The sequence below is a fragment of the Bacteroidia bacterium genome, from assembly GCA_033391075.1.
In the GTDB taxonomy this organism is placed as follows: domain Bacteria; phylum Bacteroidota; class Bacteroidia; order J057; family J057; genus JAWPMV01.
The window spans coordinates 4,369,004-4,386,069 of sequence record JAWPMV010000001.1 but is presented as its reverse complement, the minus strand read 5'-3'; the positions used below and the strand labels follow the sequence as shown (position 1 = coordinate 4,386,069).

General features: G+C 42.7%; 13 protein-coding genes. 9 read left to right on the top strand and 4 right to left on the bottom strand.

Features of this window, described 5'->3' with window-relative positions:
- The first annotated feature begins 20 nt into the window (after positions 1-20).
- Entirely contained in the window at positions 21-1,088 is a 1,068-nt protein-coding gene (locus tag R8P61_17415; protein MDW3648851.1) for an SMP-30/gluconolactonase/LRE family protein, read from the top strand.
- On the opposite strand, the gene R8P61_17410 is transcribed toward R8P61_17415, so the two are convergent.
- The 3 genes from R8P61_17410 to R8P61_17400 all read right to left on the bottom strand — a co-directional run bounded on the left by R8P61_17410 (position 1,085) and on the right by R8P61_17400 (position 3,326).
- Entirely contained in the window at positions 1,085-1,681 is a 597-nt protein-coding gene (locus tag R8P61_17410) for an aminotransferase class IV (protein ID MDW3648850.1), read from the bottom strand. The genes R8P61_17415 and R8P61_17410 overlap by 4 nt on opposite strands.
- Positions 1,665-2,642: an aminodeoxychorismate synthase component I gene (locus R8P61_17405; protein MDW3648849.1), complete on the bottom strand. Its 978-nt coding sequence runs from the start codon at positions 2,640-2,642 to the stop codon at positions 1,665-1,667. The genes R8P61_17410 and R8P61_17405 overlap by 17 nt, the downstream gene beginning before the upstream one ends.
- A 147-nt stretch (positions 2,643-2,789) precedes the next feature.
- Entirely contained in the window at positions 2,790-3,326 is a 537-nt protein-coding gene (locus R8P61_17400; protein ID MDW3648848.1) for an RNA polymerase sigma factor, read from the bottom strand.
- 443 nt (positions 3,327-3,769) lie between these two features.
- Here R8P61_17400 and R8P61_17395 point away from each other — a divergent pair, with 443 nt between their 5' ends.
- The 3 genes from R8P61_17395 (at position 3,770) to R8P61_17385 (ending at position 7,007) form a co-directional block, all read left to right on the top strand.
- A complete protein-coding gene (locus tag R8P61_17395) occupies positions 3,770-4,558 on the top strand; it encodes a head GIN domain-containing protein (GenBank protein MDW3648847.1) in 789 nt (262 codons plus the stop codon).
- 479 nt (positions 4,559-5,037) lie between these two features.
- The gene (locus R8P61_17390; GenBank protein ID MDW3648846.1) at positions 5,038-5,601 is read left to right on the top strand and encodes a YqgE/AlgH family protein; all 564 of its coding nucleotides are present in this window, start codon (positions 5,038-5,040) and stop codon (positions 5,599-5,601) included.
- 17 nt (positions 5,602-5,618) lie between these two features.
- A complete protein-coding gene (locus R8P61_17385) occupies positions 5,619-7,007 on the top strand; it encodes a TlpA disulfide reductase family protein (GenBank protein MDW3648845.1) in 1,389 nt (462 codons plus the stop codon).
- 69 nt (positions 7,008-7,076) lie between these two features.
- On the opposite strand, the gene R8P61_17380 is transcribed toward R8P61_17385, so the two are convergent.
- Positions 7,077-7,328 carry a hypothetical protein gene (locus R8P61_17380; GenBank protein MDW3648844.1) on the bottom strand — a complete coding sequence of 84 codons (252 nt, stop codon included), beginning with the start codon at positions 7,326-7,328 and terminating at the stop codon, positions 7,077-7,079.
- A gap of 357 nt (positions 7,329-7,685) precedes the next feature.
- On the opposite strand from R8P61_17380, the gene R8P61_17375 reads away from it, so the two are divergent.
- The 5 genes from R8P61_17375 (at position 7,686) to R8P61_17355 (ending at position 16,837) form a co-directional block, all read left to right on the top strand.
- Positions 7,686-10,868, top strand: a complete 3,183-nt coding sequence (locus R8P61_17375; GenBank protein ID MDW3648843.1) for a PQQ-dependent sugar dehydrogenase — start codon at positions 7,686-7,688, stop codon at positions 10,866-10,868.
- 177 nt (positions 10,869-11,045) lie between these two features.
- The gene (locus R8P61_17370) at positions 11,046-11,291 is read left to right on the top strand and encodes a FeoA family protein (protein ID MDW3648842.1); all 246 of its coding nucleotides are present in this window, start codon (positions 11,046-11,048) and stop codon (positions 11,289-11,291) included.
- Positions 11,288-13,426, top strand: a complete 2,139-nt coding sequence (gene feoB / locus R8P61_17365; GenBank protein MDW3648841.1) for a ferrous iron transport protein B — start codon at positions 11,288-11,290, stop codon at positions 13,424-13,426. Before R8P61_17370 ends, feoB begins: the two co-directional genes overlap by 4 nt.
- A 256-nt stretch (positions 13,427-13,682) precedes the next feature.
- Complete coding sequence (locus R8P61_17360) at positions 13,683-16,091, top strand: glycoside hydrolase family 9 protein (GenBank protein MDW3648840.1); 2,409 nt, start codon at positions 13,683-13,685, stop codon at positions 16,089-16,091.
- A 137-nt stretch (positions 16,092-16,228) separates the two neighbouring features.
- Positions 16,229-16,837, top strand: coding sequence for a hypothetical protein (locus tag R8P61_17355; GenBank protein ID MDW3648839.1), 609 nt, complete (start codon positions 16,229-16,231; stop codon positions 16,835-16,837).
- The last annotated feature ends 229 nt before the right edge of the window (positions 16,838-17,066 follow it).

The following is a 17,066-nucleotide window of genomic DNA, read 5'->3' as shown; positions in this document are numbered from 1 at the left end:
TGCCTTTTTAAATAAGGATTATGAAACTACTGCTACGCTCCCTTTTCGTTGGATTGGCTTTATTGATTGCTTACCTCTGCTTTTGGCCGGTGGATATAGACCCGGTTGTATGGCATCCCCCGGAGGCTCCTTCCCTTGAGGAAGGCCCCTTTCAAAAGAATGATAAGCTCAATGCCATGGATCGACATGTGGTAAGTGAATTTGGCGAAGGCCCTGAAGATCTGGCCATCGATAGCCTGGGCAATGTCTATACCGGTTTGACCAATGGAAAAATCATTCGTTTTAGTCCGGATCAGTCCCGGGTGGAAGAATTTGTGAACACAGGGGGAAGACCGCTGGGGATGCAATTTGATAGCCTGGGTAATCTTATCGTAGCAGATGCTCCGCGGGGATTGCTTTCGATTTCTCCTGATGGAAAAATTGAAGTACTTACGGATAGCTATAAGGGGGAAAAGCTGGAACTTGTGGATGATTTGGATATAGGCTCTGATGGCAAGATTTATTTCTCAGATGCCAGTTCTAAATTTGCGCTGCATGGTTTTCGGGAGGATTTGATGGAGCATGGTCCCTGGGGAAGACTATTTAGCTATGATACCCAGACCAAAGAAACCACTTTATTGCTGGATAGCCTTCACTTTGCAAATGGTATCGCATTGAATAAGGATGAGTCTTATTTGTTGGTAAATGAAACAGCAGCTTATCAGATCGTGAGATATTGGTTGAAAGGTCCCAAGGCCGGGCAGCATGATGTTTTTATTGACAATCTTCCTGGCTTTCCTGATAATCTGAGTTTTAATGGCGAGGATATCTTTTGGGTAGCTTTTCCTAATCCGCGCAAACCTGAAATGGATGCTATCATGCCCAATCCTTTTCTCAGAAAAGTAGTATGGCGCCTACCGGAATTTATGCAGCCCGCAGTGGAGCGATATAGTATGGTAATGGCCTTTGATACGGAAGCTAACCTCCTTCATAATCTGCAAGACACCCAAGGAATCCTCGCACCTATTACAAGTGTGCATCAGTTTGGAGATAAAATTTATATGGGAAGTCTTTCGGATGATGCCTGGGGGAGTATAGATATTCCTTAGGCCATTAAAGAAAGGGCGATTTCTTTTGTCTCGCTCATATCCAGCATGGCATTGATGAGTTTGGCCGCTTCGAATTGACCAAGGTCTTCTTTTCGAATGCTAACACTTTCTATTTTTCTCTCAGCTAATAGTCTCGCTCTACAGGTACCTTCCAGCAGAGGAGTATCAGAGGTATACCAGCTTTCCCCCGAACGAAAAATGAGATTGCTGTAAGAGCTGTCGGTTACGAATCCTCCCTTTAGAATAATGATTTCTTCTCCTTCTTTTGTATCAATGAGAAGGTTCTTAAGTGCTGTTCTTTCCTGGTATTTCAGGGAATATTCCAGGGTATTGGCTTCTACTGTTTTTAGGCTATGGATTTTTTTAGGGGAATAGGGGTGAAACTCCCAGTAATACTCTTTTTCATCATAGACAAAACGGGCCTTAAATAAACCTTCCTTGACAGCCGCAGGGATTCTTATCAGTTTTTCCAGCTCGAAAGGATTTTGTGCTCCAAATAATTGAGGATAGGAGCAATTGACCCTTTCCTGGTGCCAGCTCAAATAGGGAGCTTTGCCTGCTTCTATTTTAATGCTTTCAAATAGCGGGTACATAGACTTTGTCCAAAAGTTCACGATACTCAGCATCTGCATCACTGTAGGCAGTGATTCCTCCTCCACTTCTAAATTGAAGGCCATTTTCATCTTGCTCAATGTAACGGATGTTGACTGCACTGTCGAGTTCCTTTCCGTCAAATATGCCAAAGACCCCAGTGTACCAACCTCTTTTTCCCTGCTCGGCAGATTGGATGATTTCAAGCGTTTTCTTCTTGGGTGCTCCACTTATAGAACCGGCAGGAAGAATGCGCATGAGCATATCTCCAATTCGGGACTGCCACATATAAGGCAGGGTCCCTCTTATTTCGGAACTTACTTGAATAAGATCCTTTTGATTGGTTTTGATATAGTCAAGATATCGGAACCGCAGCACCTTAACCTGAGAAGAGATCATAGACAGATCATTTCTAATCAGATCGACAATGGTATTGTGCTCCCAGGATTCCTTATCATTATTCAGGATAGATTCTGCTGCATCGGGCAGAGAGGCATCTATGGTCCCTTTCATGGGATAGGAATAGATATGTCCATGCTTAATCCTGATGAAACATTCAGGAGAAAAGAGGACAAATCGGTCCTTGAAGAGCAATTTATACGGTGCCTGACTGGCCAGAAAAGTTTCTCGCAAGTCTACCGACAGCTCAAGTGAAGTTGGGAAAGTTAGATTGGTGAGAAAGGAGTTACCCTGACGGATGTTATCTCTCACATAATGGAAGGCTTTGTGGTATTTTTCTGGGCTTATTGCTTGGGTTTTCAGGATATCAACCCTGCTATGTTGGTCTTGCTTCCATTGTCCCAGATTGTCTTTGCTTTTTACCTCAAAATAAACTCCCTTTTTTGCACATTCATCCAGCTTGCAGAGGAAAAAGGATTCCATCTCAAAATCTATCAAAAAGAGATAGGGAATGCCGGAGGATGTATAGTGATTTATTTGAGCAATAAAAGTCTCTTTTGTCATAAAGGAGTTTGCTTGTCGAGTCTACTCCTTTATTCGCAGGTGATTGCAAATGGTTACATTTGGTGTGTTAGGGTTTATGGGTGTTAGGGTATGAGAGTTGGAATTATATTATACTAACACACTAATACTCAAACACACTAACACCTCTTATGCTGTAAGCATTTCCCTCAGCTTCTTCTTGGCTCTGCAAAATTGAGACTTGGAAGTAGCTTCGCTGATATCGAGGATGTTGCTGATCTCGCCATGATCGTATCCTTCCAATTGGTAAAGAGTAAATACTTTTTGATATCCTACGGGTAGCTGTTGGATAGCCCACTGGATTTGAGTCATATCGATACGAACCGCTTCGTCTGTCGGGTTATCTTCACTATGATTGTGATGATTCTCTTCCAAAGAGAAATACTCGAGTTTTCTCTTTTTCATGTGGTTGATAGCCGTATTGACTACGATCCTTTTAAGCCAGGCACCAAAACTTGCATCTCCTTTATAGGTGTGAAGTCTTCTGAAAGCCTTGGTAAATGCAACCTGCACAACGTCTTCTGCCTCCATAGGGTCACGAAGCATTTGTACAGCAACTTTGTACATCCCTTGAGCATAGCGCTGATATAATTCAGGTTCTGCGCGGCGATCTCCATTTTTACAACGGTCTACGAGAGCTTGTGAGAAAGAAAGAATTGTTGACATGATATTATCGATTTGTTTCCTCCAAATACGGGGATAATTGCAGCATGGCGAAAAGAGATGGAGTGAACCCGAGAAGAGGGGGAGTGAATCGGAATAAGAGGGGAGTGGAAGAGGGAAGAACCTATTGGTGTTTTTGGGTGTTAGCGTGTTAGCGTGTTAGTGTTCTTGCATTAAAGAAAACCTTCAACCCCAACACACCAACACGTTTTTGAGGAAATGAAGAATGGAAGTCTTCTGGTGTTCTCGAAATAATAAACTACAACACTCTAACACTCTAACACTCTAACACTCTAACACTCTAACACTCTAACACTCTAACACTCTAACACTCTAACACTCTTCCCCAACACCAGAACACTTTTTTCCTCCTCCCGCGCAACCCCGCGCCAATCCTCCTGTCTATTCGTGACGTGAACTTTTAAACCCTTTAATCTTTATATGTAATGAAAACTTTACAACTAACACGCACGCTCTATTTAGCTTTAGTGGCAGGCTTTTTTCTGACGGCTTGTGATGCCGAAGGGATTTTGCCTTGTGAGAACGGAGACGGAACAAGAGTATCTGAAGCACGCACAGAAACAGGATTTGATAAGATTCTTCTGGATTTGCCGGGAGATGTGTATATCAGCCAGGGCCAGGATTTTGCCATGGAGATTACTGCACAGCAAAACATTATCGACGAAATTGAAACCCAGGTAACGGGATCTCTTCTGGAGATTAAAAACAATCGTTGCATTCGTTCCTATAAAACCATTCGCATTGACATCACCCTTCCTGATCTAAGTTCATTGGAAGTTGATGGTTCGGGTGATATTTATGTACTGGATCGCTTTACCGGAAGTAATCTTGATCTCTTTGTGAAAGGATCCGGGAGTATTGATATGCTGGGAGATTACCAGAAAGTATATGTCGAAGTAGATGGATCAGGAGATATCAGCATGGATACAGAAGCCATTGAATTTGAAACTCGCATCAAAGGTGCTGGGGATGTTTTCCTTACAGGAGAAACGCAGATCCATAACATTGATATGGATGGTTCCGGAAATATGGAGTCTTTTGACTTTGTCTCAGAGGTATGCGATGTAAGAATCGAAGGTAGTGGTGATGCCGATATCCACGTTATTGACGAACTCAGCGTACGCATCCTCGGAAGTGGAGATGTACGCTATAAAGGAACTCCTTCCGTTGACGCCAGCATCACAGGCAGCGGTCAACTGGAAAGTGTAAACTAATTGCTTTTCATACACTATTTGCAATACCATTCTTACGCAGTCATCAACAAGCCCCGAGCGGCTTTTGATGGCTTCGTTAGACTGGAGTGAAAGCTCCATTAATTAGCGGATTTTGTGTGTACAGCACATCAAGGGGACTTTGGATCAGTCCCCTTTCTTTATTTGTAGTCCACAAATAAAGAAAGGGGTGTTAGTGTGTTAGTGTATAGGCGTGTTGGTGTTTCCCAATTGGTGAAATTCGAAGAATCGCCAATACACCAACATAGCAATACGTTCTCCTCTAACACCCTAAAACCCTAACACCCAAACACGCAAATCCCACCCCTTCCCCACGTTTATACATTTATTTTTAATTCCTTGGAAACATCCTGTATATTAAAGCATCTTTTCTTTAGCCACTTTCGTAATTACAGTGTGGCAACGTATTTATAAACATATATGCTCCTGGGGTTCCGTGCCATTTTTAATGTATATATGATATGCTTACAAGTTCTTATAGACCCAGCGCCGGTAGATTTCTTGTCTCTGAGCCTTTCATGCATGATGAAAACTTTCAACGTTCCGTTGTTCTCCTCGTAGAGCATAATGAGAATGGAAGTCTTGGTTTCGTTATGAACCGACAGTTGAAAGTGAAAATCAATGAGGTCGTTGACGGATTACCAGAATTTAATGCTCCGGTCTTTGTTGGAGGACCTGTGGAAAGAAGCACCCTGCACTTTGTTCACCGACTTGGGGAACAATTGGATGGGAGTCATCAAATCGCAGAGGATCTCTATTGGGCAGGAGATTTCTCCAAGCTCAAAGAAATGATCCTTATGGGACAGGCTGAGCCTCAGGATATCCTCTTTTTTGTAGGCTACTCTGGCTGGGGACCTGGCCAATTGGAAACAGAACTGGAAAGGAAGTCTTGGATTGTTGCCCCGGAAAATTCCTCCTTCGTATTTCAGGAAGATTATACCGACCTTTGGAGAGAAATCCTGCAGGGAATGGGAGAAAAATATCGTATTATCTCCAATTATCCCGTAGATCCACGCATGAATTAATTTCGCATTTCGATCTTATGAAAAAGATCCTCTTATTTCTCCTTGTCCTGGCTTTATCATGTACCTCCCATCAATTATTTGCCCAAAAAGAAGTATGGCTTACAGGTAAACTTACTTCCTGTAATGCTGATTCTTTACGGCTTTTTATCCTGGATGGGGTTTCCCTACGGCAGGTAGCGGTTATAGCCGTCATGCAACAAGGAGAGGATAAAGTGTTTTCAATAAAAATCAATCAGATACCCTTAGGATTTTATTTCCTGGGTCTGGGAAAGCCTCAGAATACCGTGCCTCTGATCCTGGGATCTGAAGACCAGATTTATGTGGAGGGAGCCTGCGAAAGTTTCTCCCGGGCTATGGTAGGTAATTCGCCTATACATGTAAAACTTCAGGAAGCCAATCAGAAACTGAAAGCCTGGCAAGCCCAAATGGGGAAATTGATTGGAGAGTTTAGGGTAAACCAAAGGGCCAAACGGGACCAATCAGCCACCATTGCCAAAATGCAAAAAGTCGATCAGCTGAAAATCGGTTTTTTGAATGAATTGAAAGAAACGCATCCTTATCTGGCCAAGGTCATTGCCCCCCAGATTTATGTGAGTTTTCAGTCCGGTGGAGAAGGTTTTACTAGTGAAGCTGAATACTTTGCCTCAAAATATTTTCAATTCGTTGATTTTTCTGACCCTGCATATAATCGCATTCCTCAATTTCATGATGCTTTCAAAAGTTATTCGAGTAATGTCGCTCAGGTAGGGCTCAATACGTCGGATGTCATCGCTCATGCTGAAAAACAGTTGTCGGGCATTCCTAAACCTAGTTCGGCACATAAGGCGGCCCTTTTGGGACTTGTAGCTGGCTTTCAATCCAAGGATGAAGATGCCTTTGCCAGATTCACAGCCGAATACCTCGAATACTATCCCAATGACAATCCCGCAATAGCCCAGCAGCTGAGCAAGAGTCTGGCGAGTATGAAACATAGGCTTATCGGTGTGACTGCACCAGATATTCCCCTGCCTTCTCCTGATGGAGAAACAATAAGCCTGAAAGATTACAGAGGAAAATACTTATTGGTGGACTTTTGGGCTTCCTGGTGCGGGCCTTGTCGACAAGAAAATCCCAATGTGCGACGCATGTATGCGGCCTATAAGGATAAAGGATTTGAAATTCTGGGAGTCAGTCTTGACAGAAATCGCGATCGATGGGTACAAGCCATCGAAAAGGATCAACTTCCCTGGAAGCATGTAAGTGATCTAAAACAGTGGGGAAGTCTCGCAGCCAAAACCTATGGAGTGCATTCCATCCCTTATACCGTTCTCCTTGATCCTAATGGAAAAATCATTGCCAAGAAATTGAGAGGAGCTGCTTTGGAGAAAGAACTCGAAAGATTGCTTGGCGATAAAGAAAGCAGATAAAAGATATTTATAGAAAATAGAAAAGCCCATTTGAAAAAATGGGCTTTCGTTTTTTTGTCCAGCTTATGCCTAAGCTACATCAATCTTTTTAACTAATCTTCTGTTAGGCATTCTGATGTGTATAAAGTAAGGTCCCTTTCTCAGTGTACGGGGATCCCAACTTAGTCTGTGTTTTCCTTTGGTGTGATGATCGTCTAGCAGTACTCTTTTCATATTCCCTTCCTGATCATGGATGGCAATATAAATATCGCTTGCACTGCCCAGGTGATAATCTAGTGTCGAGAGCGAGGAGGTCGTTTGGGTGCTAATATTATGAATCATGAGCTTATTCATGGGGACAACAGATCAAAGATTTGGGAGAATCTACTTTGTCGTCCTTTTCTGCATATTAAACATTTTGATATTTCGGCAAATAGGGAAAGTGCAAAAAATCTAACTTCTTATAGATTTGATCGAAGGCGAAAAAGCAGGATATGAGTTCTGGATTTGTGCGAAAATTTGCACCAATTGTCAAGTAAATAAGAACGCCATATCATCATTTTAGCCCAAAACTTCATTTTCTTACTTGGATTTCATTCAGCTTTTCGTACTTGATCTATCCCTTTTTTAGAAAATTGAATTCTTTTTTCCCTGTTCAGCTTTAAATTTTCATTTAAATTGGGACAAGAATTACGCATCATGAGAGTCGATCTAAACCTAAGCTACTACCTTTGGGCCATTTGTGCCCTTGTTTTTCTCCCTTCCTGCAATTCTTCCGATATCATCCAGCGAGAGAGTCAAAAAGTCCTGCTTATAGCGGATGACTTTTCGAAAGCCTATCCCGCTGAGCTATTGAAGGACTTGCAAGCGAAAGCTCAATCATGGGAAATTCATTCGCAAAGCAAATTTTATAAACTCAGAGATAAGGATTGCTGGTCTTATAGTGCCCTGATATTGATAGGAAAAGATTTCAAATCTATGAGCCCTTATGAATTGAGTATGCTGGAAAGGTATGTTCAATCAGGCGGTGGTTTGGTCATGCTCAATAGTGGCCTGGAGCAAAGATTAACCTGGCCCTGGTATGAGGAGTTTAAAAATAGTCAGCTCACTTCAGAAGCTTCAGTTAAAGTAAACGATATCAGCTCTGCTTCCGATAAGGAAAAAGTATTCTACGATGGAGGGAGAATTGTCCAAACAGAAAATTCCTCAACGGATGAATTGATTGAACTGATCCGTTTTGCCATCGGGAAAAACAGCTATTCCCTTTCCTCCATAAAATCCCCGGCAGCTCCCCAGGAAAACCGATTTACCCGCAAAGTCCTGGATGATGATTTGATAGAACCGATGGAGCTATGTGTTTTCCCTGATGATAAAATTCTTTTTATCGAACGTAGAGGGAAAATGAAGCTCTACGATCCTGTCACGGAAGAAAGCCGATTGATTCACAACTTTGACGTTTGTACATCCGGAAATTATGAAGATGGCTTATTGGGATTGACCATAGATCCCGATTTTGCTCGAAATAATTATATCTATCTCTACTATTCTCCTGGGAAAGAATGTGAGAAAGCACAATATCTCTCTCGGTTTACTTTTCCAAATGGAGATAGCCTGAACCTGGCTTCAGAGAAAGTGATTCTCAAAGTAGCGGTACAAAGGGAGACCTGCTGCCACTCTGGAGGCTCAGTTACTTTTGGGCCTGAGGGTAATCTCTGGCTTTCTACCGGAGACAATACTTCTTCCAAAGAATCAAATGGCTATTCTCCCCTGGATGAAAGGCCCGGAAGAGGCCCTTTTGATGCACAAAAATCTTCTGCCAATACCCATGACCTCAGAGGAAAAGTACTCCGGATCAAACCTAACCGATATGGAAGTTATGACATTCCCGAAGGCAATCTTTTTCCCAAAGATGGTTCGAAGGGAAGACCGGAAATCTATGCGATGGGAGCCAGAAATCCCTTTCGAATAGCAGTCGATCATAAAACCGGCTATGTGTATTGGGGGGATGTAGGACCTGATGCAGGTCTCGATGGAGAATTTGGTCCGCAGAGCTATGACGAATTCAATCAGGCAAGAGAACCTGGATACTTTGGTTGGCCGTATTTCATGGGGGACAATAAAGCCTTTCCAGATCGGGACTTTAACAATGATCAATTAGGAGATCTTTTTGATCCGGCAAAACCGATCAATAATTCTCCCCACAATACAGGAGCTCAGAATTTACCTCCGGCTCAATCTGCTTATATCTGGTATCCCAAACAGGCTTCCAAAGAGTTTCCGATGTTAGGCAAAGGGTCCAATAGTGCTATGGCAGGACCCATTTATCATCGGGATATGTATGCAGCAAACTCTTCAAATGCTTTTCCCCCATACTATGAAGGAAAATGGTTTATATATGAATGGGCAAGGAGCTGGATAAAAGCAGTAACCTTTGATGAAGAAGGCTATGTAAAGCGTATTGAACCATTCCTCACGGAAATGCCCTTATCCAAGCCCATCGAAATGGAATTTGGGTCGGATGGATCCATGTATATACTGGAATATGGCCAAAACTACTTTGCCGACAATCCGGACGCACGCCTGATCAAATTGGAATATGCTGGTGCAAATAGAAAGCCTGTGGCTTTGGTTCAGGCTGATACCTATGCAGGAGCAGCCCCTTTGTCCGTCTCTTTTGATGCTTCTTCCTCCTATGATTTTGATGAGGATGATAGCATACGCGTTGAGTGGTTTTTTACCCAACAGGCTGAAGCTGATGCCAAGGGGATGAAGGTGGAGCATACCTTTGAGAATCCTGGTATTTACATTGTACAGGCGAAAGTGATCGACAGTCTGGGGGCATTCGAATTAGCTCCGATCAGGATACAAGTAGGAAATGCTGCTCCTGAGCTAGACATTGCTTTTGCAGGAAATAAGACTTTCTTCCAAAGGGGAACTTCTTTCCCCTACCAAATACAAGTCGAAGATCCGGAAGATGCCGCGGCTGGAAAATTAATCCCCGCTGATGCAGATATAAGATTTCTCTACCTCGAAGATGCCGAAATGCTGGAGCGAATGTCTTTGGAGGAGGTATTAGACCGGGGAACAATGAGTCATTTAGCCGGACAGAAATTGATAGCAAATAGTGATTGCGCCACTTGCCATTCCCTGAAAACCAAATCGGTAGGGCCAAGTTATTTTGCCATTGCAGATCGATACCGGGAACAATACGATATGGTGGGCTATCTGGCCTCTAAAATAATCGCAGGAGGAAATGGAAACTGGGGAGAGAAAATCATGGCGGGGCATCCCCAGCATAGCCTGGAAGATTGCTCCGAAATGGTTCGCTATATCTTGTCTTTGGATGAGCGCTCCCGACAATCCCTGACTCCTTCCGGGAGACTGGATTTTGATAAACATAGTGAGGGCCAGGAAAATGGCATGTACATCCTTTCCGCCAGCTATACAGATAAAGGGAAGGAAGAATTCTCTCCCTTGAGCACGAGAAAGACCTATTTGATGAGAAATAGCCGAATTCCCGCCAAAGAGTTTGATGAAGCTAAGGGAGTCAGCATTTTGGTTGACGGAGAAAATCGGGATATTGATCGGGTAAAGCAGATCAGAAATGGATCCTGGATATCCTTCAAACAGATCGATCTTACTTCCATCTCTGAGATTTCAATTTATGCTCTTGGATTAAGGGGAGGAAAAATAAGTATGCGGATAGGAAGCCCTGAAGGGGAGGAGATCGGATTTGTGCAAATCCGAGGAACAAATTGGGCGGAGATAAGTGGAAAGATTAAATCAATAAAGGGATTTCATGATTTGTACTTTGTATTTCAAAATGAAGAGGCTGGAAACAAGACCCTAATGGATTTGGATGCGATCGAATTTATTTTCTAATCTGCCTATTTCTGCAATTCTTCTCTTTATTTAGAATCATTCTAAGTAATTCTTATATTGCGCGGATATTGTGGCCGAGGACATACCTAAAATTAGGTAACCAAATTAGGTAATTCCCTAATATTTAAATCTTTAGCCCACCTTATTCCATATATTTGTGCAATATAGGTTCCAGATATGAAGCAAACGCTTGAAGAGTTTAGCCTGGCAGCTCTAAATCCAGGTGAGAAAGGAGTAATCTCACGTATAAACTCCGAGGAAGTTGAATTAGCCCTTTTGAAAATGGGCATCAGTGTAGGAGCTACCTGTCGATTGTCTGGCCGATCTCCCTTACGTGATCCTATCGCCTTTACTGCCAATCAGGTAAAAGTATTTTTGCGTAAAAAAGATGCCTCTGAAGTCTGGATGAGTCGATTGTCGTGAAGGAAAATACCCCCCTTATTGCCCTGGTCGGAACTCCTAATTCCGGCAAAACTTCCCTCTTTAATGTACTAAGTGGATTAAACCAGAAAGTTGGGAACTTTCCAGGGATAACAGTTGATCGGAAACTGGCAGAAATCAATCTTGCTAATAAGCAGAAGCTAAGGCTGATGGACTTGCCGGGAACAGATAGCCTCTATGCTTCCTCCCAGGATGAAAGCATTACTTGTGGCGTATTGAAGAATCCGCAGCATCCTGACCATCCGGATAAGGTAATTGTAGTTGCAGATGCTACCCAATTATCCAGGGGCTTATTGCTCTGTAGTCAGGTAATGGATTTGAAAATCCCGCTGATTTTGGTTCTGAATATGGCTGACCGCATGGCGGAAGAGAAGATTTCCCTCAATGAAGAGAAGCTTTCTCAATTGTTGGGGATTCCTGTCTTCTCAGTCTCTGCTTTGAAGAAATCCGGCCTCAAAAAGCTCAAGCAAGCCATGGGAGCTGAATTAAAAGGCTCTGATCGACCATTTATGCGGATACCGGCTCCTTTTCTTCCTTTATTGGGGCCGATAAAAGAGAAACTGAATACAGATTCTGATTATATGGCCTATCAGAATTTGTTGGATGGAGAAAGTCTGGGGGAGGAGTATACAGAAGTAATTGAGCAGGCCCGTAAGGAAGCGAAGCTTTCATCAGAAACTTCACGACGATTGATCAGCAATGAATTACTGGTAAGACTGGATAAGGTTGATGGTCTCCTTACCGAAAGTAAGTTCAGGCTGGGACGAGAAGAACTGTCTCTAAGTGATAAATTGGATGAGATCCTCGCCCATAAAATATGGGGGTATGTGATCTTCATAGCCATTTTAATGCTGGTCTTTCAAGCAATTTTTTCCTGGGCAGAAGGCCCTATGGGATTGATTGAAGGATTAACGGAATCCGTTAGCGATCTCATTAAAAATATACTCCCGGAACATTGGAGCCGGGATTTGATAACGGATGGAATTATTGCAGGTTTTGGGGGTGTGATTGTATTTATTCCTCAAATAGCCTTTCTATTCTTTTTCATCACGGTCATGGAAGAATCCGGCTATATGGCACGGGTGGTCTATTTGATGGATAGGATCATGCGGCCTTTCGGATTTAGTGGAAAGTCAGTGATTCCTTTGATGGGAGGCATGGCATGTGCCATTCCTTCGATCATGATGACGCGAAATATCCCCAATCGTTCCGAGCGACTGATCACGGTGATGGTAACTCCTTTGATGAGTTGTTCTGCTCGTATTCCTGTATATACCCTTTTGATTGCCATGTTCATTCCCTCTCAAAGCTTTCTGGGCTTTGACCAAAGGGGACTTTATATGACAGCGCTGTACTTTTTAGGCTTTTTCGCAGCTTTATTGATAGCCTTTGCCTTTAAAAAAGCCTTGAAATATAAGTCAGACAGGGTCTTCGTGATGGAATTGCCTACATATCGTATGCCCCGCTGGAAAAATGTTGGGATAACTGTCTGGCAAAAATCTCTGGACTTTGTCCTGGGGGTTTGGAAGATCATGTTGGGTATTTCTATCGTGTTATGGTTTCTGGTTGCTTATGGACCGGGAAATCAGATGCAGGAAGTCGAGCAAGAATACACAGAATTATTGAGTGCAGATGATCTGACAGAAGCGGAAGTTCAGGAATTGGAGATGCAGAAAGGTTCCAAAATGCTGGAAGCTTCTTATGCCGCCATTCTGGGCAAAAGCCTGGAACCCGTCATTAAACCTTTGGGATATGACTGGAAGATTGGGATATCCCTCATTACCTCCTTCGCAGCCCGAGAAGTTTTTGTCGGAACCATGAGCATCATCTATCAACAGGATGATCCGGATGCAATGGATGGGGATGAGGCACAGGAAAAAGGTCGAGTCGCCCTCATAGATCGTATGCGAGCAGAGAAAAAGCCCGATGGCTCACCCTTATATACACCAGCTGTAGTCCTTTCACTCATCATCTTCTTCGCCATTGCGATGCAATGCATGAGTACGCTGGCCGTCACCCAAAAGGAGCTAGGTAATTTCTGGGTCTTTATTATGTTGACCTATTTGACTCTTATGGCCTATGTGGCTGCTTTCGTAGCATATCAAGTCATGAGCTAAGGAGGTGCTCCGGTGTTCATGTGTTCTCATGTTCTAGAGAGTTATCCCTAAACCAGAACACAAGAACTCCAGAATACGTGAAAACATCTCCCCCCTTTACCAATTCTGAAAACCTTAGTACGAGCATCCCAACATTCCGGAAAACTTTTTAGTTTAGTCTCTATAGCAAAAGCTCATTTGCTACATCCTGATTACCCCTATTCAACAGTTTATGCTCAAGATTTGCTTCAATTAACCTTTGAAAAGCTATATGTATTTGCGACATTCTTTACTCTCTTTCCTCCTTTGTTGCCAGATTATCGCAGTTTACGCTCAACTTCCTACTCCTTCCCCTCATATCCATATTGATCAATTCGGCTATCTGCCAGATGCAGAAAAAGTCGCTGTAATTAGCGATCCACAAATGGGTTTCAATTCCAATGAATCCTTTAGCCCGGGAAATACCTATGAAGTTCGCTCCTATCCGGATCAGAATCTTATTCTTTCAGGGACCATCACTAGCTGGAACGGAGGGGCTACCCATAATCAAAGTGGAGATAAGGCCTGGTGGTTTGATTTTAGCTCCCTCAATGTGCCGGGAGAATATTATATCTATGATCCTGGCAATGATGTAGCCTCCTTTCCCTTTAAAATAGGAGAGGATGTCTATACAGAAGTTCTAAAACAAGCCGTACGAACTTTCTTCTACCAAAGAAGTGGTTTCGCCAAACAAGCTCCCTATACCGATGCAAAATGGTCAGATGGTGCCAGTCATTTGGGTACAGAACAAGATCTGGATTGTCGACTGGTTAGCAATCCCCTGGCATCAACTTCCAAAGATTTGAGTGGAGGCTGGTATGATGCAGGAGATTATAATAAGTATGTGAATTTTACCCATACCGTAGTTCACAATCTCCTTTCGGCTTATGAAAAGAATCCCGACATCTGGACAGACGACTTTAATATACCAGAATCTGGAAATGGCATCCCGGATTTGCTGGACGAAATCAAATGGGAATTGGATTGGCTATTGAAAATGCAGGAAGCAGATGGAAGTGGTTTGATGAAAGTCTCGGTAACCGATTTTGCCGCTTCCAGTCCTCCGACTTCAGACAATGCTTTCCGCAGATATGGACCTGCACAGGCATCTGCAACTTTAACCCTCGCTAGCAATTTCGCCAAAGCTTCTATCATATTTGGTTCTTTGTCAGATGCAGGCATGCAGACCTATGGAGATACCCTCCTGGCAAGAGCTGTGAAAGCCTGGAACTGGATACAAAATAATCCTGCAGCTTCCTTTTATGACAATAGCGGTTTTCAAAGCGCAAATCCTGAAGTCAGTGAATACGACCAGGATGCAACAAAATTCGCTACTGCCGTTTACCTTTTCATTAAAACTGGAGAAGCTCAATATAAATCCTTTGTAGATGCAAATTATGCAGACATTCATGCCCTGCAATGGAACTTCTGGTATCCCTATGAGAATGTTTACCAGGATGCACTTTTGTATTATGCTAATAATGGTAGTGCTACTCCCACGGTCGCCAATGCCATTAAAAATAACTTCATCAATTCGGCCAGTAGTGGAAATGCGGGCTTATTGCCGGCTTATCAAAATGGATCTGACCCTTATCGGGCCTATTTAGCTGATCAGGATTATGTCTGGGGAAGTAATCAGGTCAAATCCCATACTGGGGTGATTATGAATAATATGGTTTATTATGACCTGGCAGCCAATGATGACCAAAAGGAGGATTTTAAAAATGGAGCTGCTGGATACATTCATTTTATGCATGGGGTAAATCCGATGAATCTGGTTTTTCTCAGCAATATGAAAGATTTTGGTGCTGAGAATTCAATAAATGAAATCTACCATGCCTGGTTTGGGGATGGAACCGTGTATGATAATGCGCAAACTTCTTCGGTGGGACCTGTTCCCGGATATCTTTCCGGTGGCCCTAATCCCAGTTATGCGCCTTCTCAGGGATACTTCTCTCCTCCGCAGGACCAACCTGCGCAGAAATCTTATTTAGATTGGAATACGTCCTGGCCACAGGATTCCTGGCAAATCACGGAACCGGCAATTTATTATCAGGCTGCTTATATCCATTTGCTGTCTCAGTATGTTGAACAAAGTTCTTCTACCCTGGCAGTAGAATATGAATCCTTTGTAGCCTATGAAAGAAATGCGAAAGTTGAACTGAGGTGGAAAACGACTGTAGAAACAGGCAGTGATTTCTTTCAAATAGAAAGGAGCATTGATGGACAGATGTTTGAAAGGGTAGGGAGAGTATTGGCGAAAGGAAGTAATGAGACCTATTCGTTTACGGATCAAAGTCCCCCAGAAGGGAAACTCTATTATAGATTGAAAGAGATCGAAGTGGATGGGAACTATAGTTATTCAGAGGTGCGTACTGTTTTTATCAATGCATCTTTTGGATTAAAGGCTGATCCCAATCCGATTAGGAACTTTATAAATATAGAAGTGAAAATCCCGAATAATGCTTCTTTTAGTTTGGAATTACTAGATATGCAGGGACGTTTGATTAGGAAAATAGAAGAGAGTTCGGATTCACAAAGTAGCTATCAGTACACAATAGCAACAGATAAACTCAGTCTGGGAGTGTATTTCCTGAAATTGGAAAGTGAAGGCGAGATCTTATATAAGAAGCTGCTAAAGAATTAATTGCTAATATTAATAATTTGTTAAAAAATTAATGAATAATTATTAAATCAATAAAAAATACATAAATAATTTGCATTATTAATAAATGTGACGTTGCTTTACTCCCGAGTTAAACAATAAAGCAAAAATCATTTGTTATGAAATTTTTCAAGTATGCAATGGTAGTACTTTTTATGGTAAAAATGGCTACCGCAACAGCAAATGACTTTACTACGCGTGTGAGTATTTCGGAGTCTGATCCTATGATCAAGGTTCAGGCAGTCAAGGGAGATCGTTACAGGATCTTTTTCCAGGGAGAACAAATGGAAAACGTATGGCTGCGAATCTATGACAAGTACAAGGAGAAGCTTTATTCAGAGGAATTCAAAAGTACCCTTGAATTCGCCAAACTTTACGACTTTGCAAATTTGCCTGAAGGTGAGTACTTCATCGAGTTTTCAGGTAAAGGCTGGAGAAAGACAGAGAAGTTGGAGATTCTTCGTATCAAGGATCAAAAAGACTTCACGGCCCAGCTGACCACTTTTGAAGGAAGTGGAAAAGTGCTTTTGCAAATTGACAATCCGGAGATCAAAGAGATCTACGTTTATGTTGAGGACAAGAGAGGAAGCGTTATGTTCGATGATACTATCGAATTGAACAAAGACGGTTCCAGAACTTTCCGCTTCGACGGCTTTGCCAAAGGAACATACACCTTCCGTGTATATGCTGGCAAAACTACTCAGACTGAGGAGCTCAGCCTGAACTAGCAAACAAACATACATACAAGAAATCAGGAACGGCAGTCCGCAAGGGCTGCCGTATTTTTTGTATCCCTCCGCCACAAGCCCGTTCCCCTTAAGAGAGGAACGACCCTGCATGTCCTATTTCCAATAGTATATTATAGTAAATCTTCGATTTGGCCCCGCGCGCTCATTTCCTTTTTAAGGGAAATGGGGGCCGCGCGTAAGGGTCCTCCATGCAATTTCCCCTTTCACA

Bases quoted from the DNA above. Each gene is read 5' to 3' on its own strand.
- R8P61_17400 (MDW3648848.1), bottom strand. From the start codon at position 3,326: ATGTCAACAATTCTTTCTTTCTCACAAGCTCTCGTAGACCGTTGTAAA.
- R8P61_17370 (MDW3648842.1), top strand. From the start codon at position 11,046: ATGAAGCAAACGCTTGAAGAGTTTAGCCTGGCAGCTCTAAATCCAGGT.
- R8P61_17375 (MDW3648843.1), top strand. From the start codon at position 7,686: ATGAGAGTCGATCTAAACCTAAGCTACTACCTTTGGGCCATTTGTGCC.
- R8P61_17415 (MDW3648851.1), top strand. From the start codon at position 21: ATGAAACTACTGCTACGCTCCCTTTTCGTTGGATTGGCTTTATTGATT.
- R8P61_17405 (MDW3648849.1), bottom strand. From the start codon at position 2,642: ATGACAAAAGAGACTTTTATTGCTCAAATAAATCACTATACATCCTCC.
- R8P61_17390 (MDW3648846.1), top strand. From the start codon at position 5,038: ATGCTTACAAGTTCTTATAGACCCAGCGCCGGTAGATTTCTTGTCTCT.
- R8P61_17410 (MDW3648850.1), bottom strand. From the start codon at position 1,681: ATGTACCCGCTATTTGAAAGCATTAAAATAGAAGCAGGCAAAGCTCCC.
- R8P61_17395 (MDW3648847.1), top strand. From the start codon at position 3,770: ATGAAAACTTTACAACTAACACGCACGCTCTATTTAGCTTTAGTGGCA.
- R8P61_17355 (MDW3648839.1), top strand. From the start codon at position 16,229: ATGAAATTTTTCAAGTATGCAATGGTAGTACTTTTTATGGTAAAAATG.
- R8P61_17380 (MDW3648844.1), bottom strand. From the start codon at position 7,328: ATGATTCATAATATTAGCACCCAAACGACCTCCTCGCTCTCGACACTA.
- R8P61_17385 (MDW3648845.1), top strand. From the start codon at position 5,619: ATGAAAAAGATCCTCTTATTTCTCCTTGTCCTGGCTTTATCATGTACC.